The 14,099-nt window shown below is 37.8% G+C and carries 8 protein-coding genes; 3 read left to right on the top strand and 5 right to left on the bottom strand.

The window, feature by feature from the left end; all coding sequences use genetic code 11:
- Positions 1 to 58: 58 nt before the first annotated feature.
- The 4 genes from KEM10_RS03070 to KEM10_RS03055 form a co-directional block, all read right to left on the bottom strand.
- Positions 59 to 2,389, bottom strand: coding sequence for an ABC transporter permease (locus KEM10_RS03070; RefSeq protein ID WP_212213338.1), 2,331 nt, complete (start codon positions 2,387 to 2,389; stop codon positions 59 to 61).
- Between the two features lie 29 nt (positions 2,390 to 2,418).
- Positions 2,419 to 3,117: an ABC transporter ATP-binding protein gene (locus KEM10_RS03065; RefSeq protein WP_212213335.1), complete on the bottom strand. Its 699-nt coding sequence runs from the start codon at positions 3,115 to 3,117 to the stop codon at positions 2,419 to 2,421.
- A gap of 154 nt (positions 3,118 to 3,271) precedes the next feature.
- Positions 3,272 to 5,674 carry an ABC transporter permease gene (locus KEM10_RS03060; RefSeq protein ID WP_212213332.1) on the bottom strand — a complete coding sequence of 801 codons (2,403 nt, stop codon included), beginning with the start codon at positions 5,672 to 5,674 and terminating at the stop codon, positions 3,272 to 3,274.
- A 28-nt stretch (positions 5,675 to 5,702) separates the two neighbouring features.
- Positions 5,703 to 6,953, bottom strand: coding sequence for an efflux RND transporter periplasmic adaptor subunit (locus tag KEM10_RS03055; RefSeq protein ID WP_212213329.1), 1,251 nt, complete (start codon positions 6,951 to 6,953; stop codon positions 5,703 to 5,705).
- Positions 6,954 to 7,296: 343 nt separating this feature from the next.
- On the opposite strand from KEM10_RS03055, the gene KEM10_RS03050 reads away from it, so the two are divergent.
- Both KEM10_RS03050 and KEM10_RS03045 read left to right on the top strand, forming a co-directional pair.
- Complete coding sequence (locus KEM10_RS03050; protein WP_212213326.1) at positions 7,297 to 8,667, top strand: sigma-54-dependent transcriptional regulator; 1,371 nt, start codon at positions 7,297 to 7,299, stop codon at positions 8,665 to 8,667.
- The gene (locus tag KEM10_RS03045; RefSeq protein ID WP_212213323.1) at positions 8,657 to 9,982 is read left to right on the top strand and encodes a sensor histidine kinase; all 1,326 of its coding nucleotides are present in this window, start codon (positions 8,657 to 8,659) and stop codon (positions 9,980 to 9,982) included. The genes KEM10_RS03050 and KEM10_RS03045 overlap by 11 nt, the downstream gene beginning before the upstream one ends.
- 83 nt (positions 9,983 to 10,065) lie before the next feature.
- Here KEM10_RS03045 and KEM10_RS03040 read toward each other — a convergent pair whose 3' ends face one another.
- Positions 10,066 to 11,505, bottom strand: a complete 1,440-nt coding sequence (locus tag KEM10_RS03040; RefSeq protein ID WP_212213320.1) for a carbon starvation CstA family protein — start codon at positions 11,503 to 11,505, stop codon at positions 10,066 to 10,068.
- A gap of 534 nt (positions 11,506 to 12,039) precedes the next feature.
- On the opposite strand from KEM10_RS03040, the gene KEM10_RS03035 reads away from it, so the two are divergent.
- Positions 12,040 to 13,944, top strand: coding sequence for a beta-N-acetylhexosaminidase (locus KEM10_RS03035; RefSeq protein WP_212213317.1), 1,905 nt, complete (start codon positions 12,040 to 12,042; stop codon positions 13,942 to 13,944).
- The last annotated feature ends 155 nt before the right edge of the window (positions 13,945 to 14,099 follow it).

Genomic DNA, 14,099 nt, shown 5'->3' with positions numbered 1-14,099 from the left:
TCTATTGGTTTTCGGTTCTCAAAGCTTACAAACTATACTCTGATATCCTCACTCTCTTTTACTCATACCTCAACACCTCCACCGGATTTTTCACAGCTGCTTTCCACGATTGATAGGAAACGGTAAGTAAGGCAATTGCTAAGGCAAATAATCCTGCTAAGGCAAATATCCACCAGCTAAGGTTGGTTTTATAGGCAAAATTCTCGAGCCACTTATTCATGGCAAACCAGGCTATGGGTGTTGCAATAACAAAAGCAATGGCTACCCATTTGATAAAGTCTTTGTTAAGCAGGGTAAGTATTTCGGATATTTTAGCTCCGTTTACTTTTCGGATGCCGATTTCTTTGGTGCGAGCAAAACTGACTAACAGAATCTGTCCCAAAATCCCCATACATGTTAACACAATGGCAATAATCGAAAAGAAAGAAACAGATCGCGCCAACCGCTCTTCTTTTTGGTACATAGCCTGAAACTGCTGATCGTAAAAAGTAAAATACATAGGTTCGTGTGGTAGAATTCTTTTCCATGCCTGCTCAATGCCTTTAAGCTGAAGTGATACATTACCGGGAGCCAACCTTACCGAAAGGGTTCCAAAAGGAACGTCAGCACGATACAATAAGGCGACAGGTTCAATGCCTGCATGCAACGATTGAGTATTAAAATCCTCAACAACACCCAGAACCTGATAACCTCCATTCCTACCTTGCTGATATATTTTATTCTCTGTGCTATTCCATCCAAAACGCTTATAAGCTTCCTCGTTAATTATACATGCACTGTTTTGATCTCCTCTATGAAATTTACGACCATCTTTCAGTTTAATTCCCATCGTTTCCAGATAATCGTCTGAGATTGTAATACAGTGCATCTTAAAATTATTTTCACCTTCACCACTTCCCATCCGAAGTTTCACGTGCCCGGGATATCCGTCACTTAATGTGCTACTTACCACAAATGGCAACTTCCCAATCTCCTCTTTTATGGTTGATGGAGACTCGTAGGTATAAGGTAAATCAAAACGTACAAGCTGCTCTTTATTAAAACCAAGATTGAAATGTTTTACATATTCAAGTTGTTTAAAAATGGTTAACACACTTGCAATAAGTATGATTGATGCGACCATCTGAAAAGTAAGCATGACTTGTCTTCCGATTTGTTTTCTGTTATGCTTACTGCTCCCTGCAAGGAAATCGATTATTTTAAAACGTGTAAACATATAAACAGGAGCCATACAATTCATTAAAACTACAAGTACAATTACACTAAGCATTAAAGCAACAGCCACTCCCGCATTCACATCAGCAAAATGAATCTCCTTGCCAAACAAGCTGGCTGAATGCGGCAAAATAAGTGCAGTAAGCAATATGGCAATACAAGCAGAAATAATAATTCCCAACGATACTTCAATGAAGGCCCCTAAAAACAGGTTTGTAGCATTGGCTCCATTAATCTTTTTTATACCAAATTCTTTAAGTTTACTGAATTGCCTTGAAATTGTAAAATTGATATAGTTAATGCTTGACAGAAGCAAAATCAAGATGCCAATAGCAAGAAAAACAGACAACACATTAGAGTTTCCTTTGGCATGTGCGTCCTTCATTTGAAGTTTTGAAAGGTAAATATCTTCAATATTTTGAAAAGCCAGACTATCAACATGAACACTAATATCTTTAATCGATGAATTGATTTTATTAGCAAGTTGCTCGGGAACAACAGATTTATTTAATATTACAAAATGGGGTGTCACATACCAACATTTACCATCGTTACATGACTGAGATAAACGGAATTCTTCGAAGTCAGTATTGATAATAAGTTGAGCTTGAAAACTAGCCATTCGAGGTAAGTCTTCTATTACTGCCGTAATTGTACCTTCAAAAAAGTCAGTTTTTAGCGTTCGCCCTAACGGATTTATGGAACCATACATTTGTTTGGCAACCGATTTGGTAATCACTATTGATTTATCGAAAGCAAAAGGTTTATCAGAAAGACAAGAAATCACTTTAACAGAAAAGATATCGAAAAAGTTATCTGTTGTTCCGATAATCTGGTCTAACCTGGCACTGACATCCAACTCAGCATCTTTTACCACAATTGGAAATCCACTACTATATTCCATAGGACAAGCATCTTCAATTTCAGGGTATTCCTTCCAAAGTTTCGGATACAAACTGTAATCCAGCATTTCGGTTTTATTTTTAGCATCATAAATACGATATATATTCTCTGAATTACTGAACACTTTATTTACCCTATGCTCCGATAAGAGAAAGAGCCCAATCAGAATACAGGCTGTAAACCCTATGGCGAAACCACCTATTATAAGTGATCCATTTAACTTATCGTTTAATAGATTTCGGATAGCCATTAAAAGTCGGAAACGTAACATTGGTATAGTTTTATAGGTTTGGTAATGTATTACACTTGCTCTAGCAAAGTAGCCACAGGTAAGTCACTCTTCTTCATACCATCTTCGATGCGAATAATACGTTTTCCGTATTGAGCAAATTCCTCGTTGTGCGTAACCTGAATAATGGTTATTCCTTCCTCTTCATTCAGCTTTTTCAACAGCTTCATAATTTCTTTTCCTTGGTCGGAATGAAGATTTCCCGTAGGCTCATCGGCTAAAAGTAATTTAGGCTTGCTAATTATTGCGCGGGCGATTCCTACCAACTGTTGCTGACCTCCTGATAGTTGAGCTGGAAACAGATCTTTTTTAGCCACCATATTAAATCGGTCGAGCAAATCGGCCACCATAGCTTTGCGTTCTTTCGATTTAACACCTTTATAAATCAATGGAGTCTCAATATTTTCAGCAACCGTCATTTCATCAATCAAATGAAAGGCCTGAAAAATAAATCCCACATAGTTCCGATGAAACTCTACTTTCTTTTTATCACTCAGTTTATGTGCTGGTTGATCCATAAAGAAATATTCGCCATCATCAGCCACATCCAGCATACCAATAATATTTAACAGGGTTGATTTACCAGCACCACTGGGGCCCATAATGGATACAAATTCGCCTTCGTTGATGTTCAGGCAAAAATCTTTTAACACATAACTGCGTTGAAACTTGTTATCGTAGTACTTGAAAATGTCGTTCAGTTGTATCATGGTTTTGGTTTTAAATTTTTATTTCAACAAACTCACTTAGCCTTCTCTTAGCTTCCGTTTACCCCTAAATTCCCCCAGGGGGACTTTTAATGCAGTGCATATAGTTTTTGTCTGGTTCTCCCCCTTGGGGGAGATAGAGGGGTGACAAAAATGGTTATTCATATCGCAAAGATTCCACCGGGTTACGAGATGCAATACGCGAATATTTTATCATTGCAATAATGGCCACCATTAATAAAATACCTATACTGCACAGCAAGAAGATCCACCACTGCAAAGGCATTTTTTGAGCAAACGATTCCATCCATTTGGTAAGTATAAACCATGCCAGTCCCAAACCGATCAGCAACGATGGCAAAACCAAATACTGAAGCTCCAGAATAAAGTTGACTATTAAATCTGAAATTGAAGCACCACTGATTCGTCGAATGGCCAGCTCTTTACTACGTCGGGTTGTTTCGGTAGAAGTATAGCCTATCAAACCAATAATAGTGATTAGAAATACCACCACATTACCTGCCAGCATACCATTTCGGAAACTTAATTGAGCCTGATAACCATTAAACTGCTCATCTTCCAGACTTCTTACAACGGCATCTTTATTAGGTAAAGCCATATCAACCACTTGCTTTATTTTATTTCTGATATTAGCTTCCATACCTGTTTTTGCCTGAACCAACAGTTTAAACTCCATCGAAGGATATTTCTCTTTTTGTCTGATGAATCCTTCTTCCGACTGATAAAAAAATACGGATGGTCGCTTATCCGGCTCTACAATAGAACCTATAATAAAATCGTCGAATACACCTTTAATAGTAGATCTTTGGTGTTCCGAAACCTTAATTTCTTTCCCAATTACACCATCTTCCCAATGATTGTGAATTTTTAATAACTCAGCACACTTCTTGCTAATAAACACATCATTGTTATTGATACCGCTTGTAGAAAAATCACGGCCATTGGTGACATCTATATCAAGAATGGATAAGTAGTTCTCATCAACACTATAAAAGTCGGCTATATTAAACAGATCTTTCTTGCCGTCTTGCGAGTAAATATTATTTCCTGATTGCTGATAAACCGGGACTTCTTCGCCCATACCCACCTTTTCAACTTCGGGTAATTTCCGAAGTTCATTCATTATCATATTCAGTTTACTTCCGTCAATTCCATTTGTCGAACAGTAATAAACACCTTGGGAACGATAACCATGATCGGCATTGATCATTTTATGATACTGAAGAGTTACCACAACCAGAAGAGTCAGGATAAAAGAAGCTCCAATAAATTGGAACGAAAGCAATCCTAACTTCCATTTATTCTTCTTTTGCTTGTAATTGCGAAATGCAGCAGATACTGGAATATTGGCAAAAAATCGCCCTGGAAAGTAACTCGATAAAAGAACAAAGATGATTAAAACTCCTACTATTGGCCACAATACATACTGGTTTAATGTTGCCTCTAAACTATGAGCCACTAAATTTTCGACAAGGGGTTTTACAGCCATTAAAATTACCAGAGCTGCAGACAGGGCTAATACAAAAAACACAAACGATTCGGTAAATATAATTTTTTTTAGGTCGTTGGCTGTGGCTCCGCAGGTTTTATAAACAGCCGAACTTTTAGCCCGATTAATCAAGCTACTAAAAGTTAGCAATACATAATTCATCAACGAAACAAACAACACTGCAAGTGCGATGGTACTTAAAATGATTACCATTCCCTGTATCCTACTCACATAAACTTTTTGAATAGGTATCAATGTATATTTCAGCAGTTCACCACCATGATCTTGCTCCAGTTTTATGATATCCTGATGTTTTTCCTGCATTTTTCGAATAGCTGGTGCCAGGTCTTTTGGATTAACGCCAGCATCTAGTTTTACACAACTGTAATACCGGTCGTTACCCAACCAATTGGTTGATCCATCCCAATCAAAAAACTGAGCAATCGACGACATTGATATTAACACATCGTACTTGTAATTACTGTTTTCAGGAAGAGCTTCAAACACGCCGGCAACTGTTAGTTGAACTCCCGGATATTTTCTAAACTCAATTACTTTACCAACCGCATCATCCCCCATCGAAGCCGCAATTTTACTTGAGATAATACAGTTCGAAGGTTTTAGCATCGCTTCCTTAGCATTACCTACCAACATATTGCGGGGAATAACATCGTACACATATTCGTCGGCCAGCACACACCGCCCTTTGTAACTTTTCTGATCGGCAGTATAAAAAATCAGGTTGCCAATCGAATTTAATCGTGTTGCCACTTCCACTCCTGGCACTTCATCCTTCATTCCCGGGGCAATTGCTCCACTGGTACGATCCCATACATCCATTTCAGCATTATCATCCGACAGTCTGGCATTGGATTGAACAACATAAACTCTACTAGCTTCGGGATAAAAACTATCGAAACTGTAATAATAAAAAACCTCAGAGAGCATTAATATCCCAAAAGCTAAACCGGCAGCTAATGAGATAATGCGAGTAATAGAGTGTTGCTGTTTTTGAAACAGATTTCGGAAGGCTATTTTTAATAGATACATATTATAGTTGTGAGTTCGTTGTTCGAGTTTAGTTTAAAATTACCACTTCATTATCGCCAAAAACTTCGTATCCCGAGGTAATCACTTCCTCGCCGGGTTGCAATCCATCCAATACTTCGAAGTATTTTGGATTCTGACGCCCAATGGTAATGGCTCGTTTATAAGCTGCCGTACGATCTTTATTCAACACAAATACCCACTGGCCACCTGTACTCTGAAAAAAGCTTCCGCGTGGAAGTAAAATAGCCTGAACAGGATCGCCTAACTGTAATTTAACGTAGCTGGTTTGCCCAATGCGCAAGGCTTTTTGCATGGTTTCGTCAAAGGTCAGATCCACTTCAAACTTACCTTCAACCACCTCGGCATATACTTTAGTTAGTTCTGCCTCAATATCGCCCGATGGAAACTGGCAACTTCCTTTCAATCCTTTATGAATGCGCGAAATATAGTGTTCGTCAACTTTGGCTTTTAGTTTAAAATCGTCGAGTACATTTACTTTTCCAACCCGCGTTCCATAATTGATCACCTGACCTTCTTCGAGATTTAAAGCAGCCAACTGGCCTGTTACCGGAGCTTTGATGGTGAGGTTATCCAATCGCTGACGAATAATGTCTTGATTTTCTTCCATACGCTCTGCAGAACTCTCCAATGTTTCAATTTGTATTTTTCGATAGATCGAATCGCGTTTAAAACTCTCTTTCAATAAAGTCATCTGACGTTCCGAAGCTTCAAAATCAGTCTTATCTTTTAAATATTCATCTTCTGATATTAATCCTTCGGCAAAGAAGTTTTTTGAATTGGTATACTTACGTTTCTGAAGAAATAAGTCGCCACCCAGCTTAACAATCTGGTTTTGCAATTCCATGGCATTCATTTCCATTTGCAAACGGGCAGTACGCAACTCGTTGATGGCACGTGCCACATTGGCTTCATTATTCGAAATCTCTAATATCAGGTTGGTATTACTCAAGCGGGCAATAGGATCACCCTTTTCAACCATTTTACCTTCTTCGAGCAAAATCGACTCAACTCGCCCCCCTTCAATGGCATCCAGATAAATGGTTTTAATGGGTTCAACAGTAGCTGTCACACTTATATAATCCTGAAAATCGCCTTGTTCAACTGATGAAATAGTTATACGATCACTTTCCATCTTCACACTACTTCTATGATCGGCAAAAGCAATAAAATAGATACAACACATTAAGAAAATGGCTACTCCGGTAATCCATTTTAAATTTTTCTTCCACCAAGGCTTTTGTTCGAGTTGTCTGTCCATTGTTCATTCGTATTTGAAAATAACATGCCAAACCTCGTGCCTTTATCTTAATTCACTGATATAATGCAAACTAATACCAATTACTATTTATCTTGTGTTGGATTTTCCAACACCTATGTATGTAATTCCAACAATAATGAAGTATTTTGTAAAAATTAGATAGTAAGTTAAACAGGCAAAAGGCAGAAATTTTGCTTTCAATCATTAAATAAAAAGCCCCCGCGGCTAGAGCGGTGAAAAAATAAAGATTGCTATGGTACAATAATAACTAAATATTAATTGGAATATTTACAGCATTTTGCTTTTTCTAATCAATCCGGTTATTCTTTAATACAGATTAAATATGCCTAAAAAAGAAGGAAGTATATTAATTGTTGATGATAATAAAGACCTTTTATTAGCCCTCAAACTATATTTAAATCCTCATTTCGAGAAAATCGTTACCGAGCATAATCCTAATCGGATTAAGGAACATTTATCGAAACATGCCTTCGACATTGTTTTGCTTGATATGAATTTTAAGACGGGCATCAACAATGGTAACGAGGGCCTTTTTTGGATGAATGAAATCAAACAAGCCGATTCTGAGATGGCTGTAGTATTTATTACCGGATACAGCGATGTTGAATTAGCTGTAAGAACCATCAAAAAAGGAGCTGCGGATTTTATCGAAAAATCATGGGATGAGCGTAAGATTCTGTCAACTCTTTTATCGGTTTATCAACTGCAGAAATCCAAGAAATCAATCACTCAGCTAAAGAAAAAGCAACAACATCTGAAAGAATGCATCAACGATCAGCAAGATGTTTTTATGGGTAACTCTGAAGCTATTCAACAAATTACTAAGGTTGTTCAGAAAGTAGCTCCAACAGATGTGAATGTATTGATATTAGGCGAAAACGGTACAGGAAAAGAAGTGATGGCCCGCCATATTCATCATCTTTCTGATAGACGTGACGAGATATTTGTTGCAGTTGATTTGGGCGCCATTCATGAGAACCTTTTTGAGAGTGAGCTATTCGGGCATAAAAAAGGAGCTTTTACCGATGCTAAAGAAGATAGAACAGGACGGTTTGAACTGGCTTCGGGCGGTACACTTTTCCTCGACGAGATTGGTAACTTATCATTAGCGGCACAAGCCAAGCTATTGGCTGCTTTGCAAAACAGAGAAATCACTCCTGTTGGAGGAACTCATCCCATCAAAGTTGATATCCGATTGATTTGTGCTACCAATATGCCGCTTGAAAAGATGGTTGCCGAAGGTAGTTTTCGCGAAGATTTGCTTTATCGCATCAACACTATTTCGGTTGAACTGCCTTCATTACGGAACAGAAAAGAAGACATTCCCGGACTGGCACATTTCTTTTTGAATAAGCAGTCGGACAAATACAAAAAAGGCAAAATGAGTTTTACTGCTGATGCCATTGAACTAATGCAGGATCAGGCCTGGCCGGGAAATATCCGTGAGTTACAGCATATAATTGAGAAAGCTGTTATTTTAGCTGATGATACCACCATCGATAAAGATGATCTTTTCTTAAGTGTCAATAACAATAAAGCACTAGACGAAAACCATTTTAACCTCATCGACCATGAAAAATTGCTAATTGAAAAAGCCATTAGAAACTGCAAAGGCAATATGAGTAAGGCTGCCAAAAAACTAGGCATTAATCGTTCAACATTGTACGATAAAATTAAGAAATATGACCTTTAGGCATTTTACATTCTCGGTTATAATTCAGTCGGTTTTGCTGGCATGCACACCTGTATTGATCTATGTGCTTACTTCCACCGAAATATTTCCAACAATTGGCTATTTACTGGCCATCATATACGTTCTGCAAATATGGAAACTGATTACAACCGTTCGAAAGACCAATCGCGAGCTGTCACATTTTATCGAATCGTTTGGTTTTGGCGACACTACTATCAGCTTTAAAACAACTGATAAGGATGCTTCGTTTCAGGACTTATTCCAATCGTTTAATAAGGTAGTAGCTGTGTTTCGTCAGCTAAAAATGGATAAGGAAAAAGAATATCTGTTCTTCGAAAATGCTTTACAAAACATTGATGTGGCGGTAATGGTAGCCAATCAACGCGGCGATGTGCTAATGAGCAACAAAGCCCTGCTCAAGCTTTTTAATTTTGAATATATCCATCGCATTGATAAGTTGAATCAGTTCAAAAATAACCTTTCGGGCGAACTGCTCCAACTTAAACCCGACGATCAGCAACTGATTGAATTTGTTGTTAACAATCAAATCAGGCAGGTAACGGTTACCTCGGTAATGATGATGCAGGATCAAACCGAATTGCGTTTGTTTGCTTTTCGCGATATTCACCGCGAAATTCAGCAAAAAGAGATGGAAAGCTGGCAAAAATTGATTCGTGTTTTAACCCATGAGGTAATGAATTCCTTAAGTCCTGTTAATATTTTATCGGCAAGCTTAAAGCAGCGTTTGGATGATTTAAACACTTGCTCCGATGAAGAAAAAACCGACTGGTTCGAAGCGCTGGATGTAATTCACTCGCGTAGTAAAGGACTTACCCGTTTTGTTGAAAATTACCGAAGCATTGCCGGACTGCATTCAGCAAAAATTACATCTACACAAATCTGCCTGTTATTGCATCGGGTTGAAGTACTTTTTCATTCCCAAATAATGGAACGAGGATTAACCATTGAAACCATCTGCAGCGATGATTTACAATTTAACCTCGACGAGAAACTGATAGAACAGGTTATAATCAACCTTTTCAAAAATAGTCTTGAAGCAGTAGATGACCAAACCGGTATAATTCAATTAAAAGTAGAAAAGAATAACCGCCAACTACTCATCAGTATTGAAGATAATGGAGTGGGTATTCCGCAAAGTGAAATTGATAAGGTTTGTATTCCGTTTTATACTACCCGCGAGAATGGTAATGGCATTGGCTTAGCTCTAACACAACAGGTGATGCGCCTACACAATGGTGAAATAAAGATTCAATCCAATCAGGGAGAAGGAACAAAGATTAGTTTGCATTTTTAGGTATTAGAGATTAGAAGCTAGAAATTAGTTTCAATTCAACTCCATTGTATTCTATCCCATTAATTTGCAAGCCTAAAACATGTTTATGCGGCAACTCTTTTTGCTCTAAATAAGAACAGACCTAAAGAAGCAAGCCCAACAAAACTTCCAATCCATAATCCAATGCTGGTATCAATGGCCATTCCGCCATTTTTAAAAGGAGCTACTAGTAGATACGAGCTGCAGATAGTGGTCATAAAGGTTGCCGGAACCGACATCAACCAGTGCCATTTGCCCACTTTGGCAAAATACATAGCACCCGTCCATAAAATCACAACCGCTAATATCTGGTTAGAAATACCCACATACTTCCAGATAGTATCAAAGTCGAATTGAGTTAAAAGATATCCGATCACAAACAAGGGAATACTTATAACCAATCGCTTAGAGATCTTTGCCTGATCGTAATTAAACACATCGGCAATAGTTAAGCGTGCACTTCTGAAAGCAGTATCACCGGTGGTTATCGGACAAGCAATCACACCGATAATAGCAAATATGGCGCCCACAGCTCCCAACCAAGCCACACTTATTTCGTTAACCACCCACGCTGCATTATGCGCTTTGGGTACCATGGCTTCATTTAAACCTTCAGGGCCTCCAAAAAATGTCATTCCTGCTGTAGCCCAAATCATGGCCACTATTCCTTCGGCAATCATGGCTCCATAAAAAACATACCGACCATGACTCTCTTTTTTGATGGTTCGGGCCATTAAAGGTGCTTGGGTAGAATGAAAACCACTGATGGCCCCACATGAAATGACAATAAACATCATGGGAAACAAAATATTTTCGGTAGGATTGGAATGGAAGTTAGCAAAGCTTTGTGTTGATAATTCGGGTAAATGAAGAGATCCGCTAAAACCACCCCAAAACATCGCTCCGCCAATTGCCAAAGCCATAATTAAAAGGGTAGCACCAAAGATTGGATAAATTCGTCCTATGATTTTATTGATAGGTAATAAAGTGGCGATTAAATAATATCCAAAAATGATGTATAGCCAAATTTCTTTCCCTCCTTTGGTAAAGGTCGACAACAACCCTGCAGGCCCGGTAACAAAGGCCACTCCCACAAATATGAGAAGTACAACAGTAAATATTCGTAAGAAGTTTTGAAATCCTTTCCCCAAATATTTACCGACAATTTCGGGGATACTGGCACCTCCGTTTCTAATGGACAACATACCTGACATGTAGTCGTGAACTGATCCCATAAAAATACATCCCAACACAATCCACACATAGGCCATGGGTCCGTATTTGGCACCCATAATAGCACCAAAGATTGGACCCAATCCGGCAATATTTAAAAATTGAATGGTAAACACTTTCCAGGTTGGCATGGGCGAAAAATCAACACCATCGGGCTTATCGATAGCCGGTGTTTTACGGTTATCATCAGCTCCAAAGAAACGCTCAATAAATTTTCCGTAAATAATAAATCCTAGTATTAAAGCCAGAATAGCACCTATAAATGTCCACATGATCAACTAAATAAAGAACTACAAATCTAGTATTTTATAGATTTCAAGCAATCAAAAAACAAATACTTAATGAACACCTCGCTTTTATTTTAGAGTATCCAACATCTTACTTTCTTAAATATTAATAGCAATAAAGTCACCTCTTTGAATATGAAATTAAACTTCTGCCTAATAACTAATAAACTCACTAGAAACATATCCTGTTTTATCTGTGTTTCCTTATCTTCGTTTCTGAATGATTAAATACACATCGTCATTGTTGTATTAAACGAATCTGCGATTTGTTTTTCACTCAAGTTGCAAGAATCTTGGCTTCGCTTTTTTCAATTCATTTCTTGTCTTGATACAAGAAACGAAACAAAGAAAATCAAGGCTACATTGTTGATGAAACTTGTTTAATCGTTGAATTTAAGTGCGGCCGGGTGATCTTCGAACAAGTTCTCAGCTTCCCGGTCTTACTAAAACTTCAACTTCTTAACAACTCTCATCCTCAATGAGGCCATTCTAGTACAACAAGACTAATATCAAATAAACATGCGCACCGTAATTTTACTGATTCTGATTCTTATTCCCATTCATATTTCGGCTGAAAACCTTGCCGATTTTCTATTGCCACAACCCAAAGAAATAAAGATTAAGGAAGGAAAACTTACTATCAAGAATGGAGACATCACCATTCATAATCCCAAATTTATTGGGCCAACCTTGCTACTTCAAAATAAACTGATTGAATCGGGTATTAGTGCTCAACTAAAAAGCTTTGCGTTGTATGAACCTACTAATATTCTTCAATTCAAAGATGATAATAGCATTTGCGGTCAAGGATACCACCTATCGATTAAACCTGATGGTATAGTCATACAATCCAGCTCTGAATCAGGCTTCTATTATGCATTGCTCACCTTAAATCAAATTGGTGATTATGCCAAAGCAATAGGTTATTGGCCATGCGTTGAAATAAAGGATGAACCAGATTTTCAACGTCGCGGACTCATGATTGATATCAGTCGAGATAAAGTGCCTACCATGCATACTTTGATGTCTTTAATCGATCAACTTGCTGGTTGGAAGATAAACGAAATACAATTGTACACCGAGCACACCTTTGCTTACAAGAATCATGAACTGGTGTGGAAAGATGCCAGCCCAATGACGCCTGAACAGATTCATCAACTGGATAAATTCTGTAAAGAGCGTTTCATTGACTTAGTGCCTAATCAAAACTCATTCGGCCATATGAACCGTTGGCTGAAACATCCCAAATATACTCATTTGGCAGAACTGGAAAAACCCGGCAAAACCATTTGGGGAATGCGCTCGAAAAACACTTTGAGCCCGATGGAAGACGGTTCGTTAAAATTAATGAGAGAATTGTATGCAGAGCTATTGCCCAATTTCAGCAGTCAGTATTTTAATGTTGGTTGCGACGAAACTGTTGAACTAGGTGTTGGTAAATCAAAACAGCTATGTAAGAAAATTGGCAAAGGACAAGTATATCTGAATTATCTTCTTGAATTAAAAAAAGAGGTTGATAAATATGGACGAACCACACAGTTTTGGGGTGATATCATTTTAAATCATCCCGAATTAATAAAATATTTACCCAAAGACATGGTGGCTTTAATTTGGGGATACGAAGCCAATCATCCATTTGATAAGCAATGTAAGAAATTTGAAGATGCTGGATTGGATTATTACGTATGCCCGGGAACCTCATCGTGGTTAAGTATTATTGGAAGAAACAAAAATGCTTTTGCCAATCTGTTAAATGCTGCCGAAAATGGTAAAAAGTATAATGCCAAAGGTTACCTGACAACCGACTGGGGCGATTATGGACACTGGCAGCCACTATCGGTTTCGTATCCATCGTTTGTTTATGGATCAGCCTTAAGCTGGAATGTTGCAGGTAGCAAAAACATGAATATTGCAAAGGCTACCTCGCGTTTTGCATTACAGGATGACTCGGGTTTTTCAGGTGAAGCATTGATTAATTTGGGCAATGCCTATTTAAAAAGTGGAGTCATTACCGACAACAGTAACGTATTTTATCAGATTCTACGCCGAAACAAGTATTCCATTAAAACTGATGGTAGACTTAAACGAATAAATGCCGCTCGTCTGATTGAAACAAAACAGTATATCAAAGATCAAATTGAACTCTTAAATCAAGCGAAAATCTCATCGTACGATGCTGCAATCATCAAACAGGAACTTCCCTTAGCATCAGACCTGGCCATTCATGCTTGTAATGTTGGTATTGCTAAAGCACAAACTAAAAGTGGTTATTTTAAAGATGTGCCCAATGAAAAGAAAGAAGAACTTAAACAAGAATTATCGAATATAATTGACCGCCATAAAAGGGTTTGGTTATTGCGGAACCGTGAAGGAGGACTGGATGATTCTGCGAATAAGATGAATTTGATCCTGAAATCGTATTAGAAAGATTGATCATATTATTTGACAACTTTACAGAACTGAATTAACTATTGACCAAAATCATGTATCATTTAATAATAATATTCGTACGCTTCTAATCATTTAAGTATTCTCAAGTTAATAGCTTGATTGCTTTTATAATTTTACTTATATTATTA

This window comes from Carboxylicivirga linearis (assembly GCF_018271995.1).
Taxonomy (GTDB): Bacteria; Bacteroidota; Bacteroidia; order Bacteroidales; family Marinilabiliaceae; genus Carboxylicivirga; species Carboxylicivirga linearis.
This window is presented reverse-complemented; position numbering and strand designations above follow the sequence as displayed.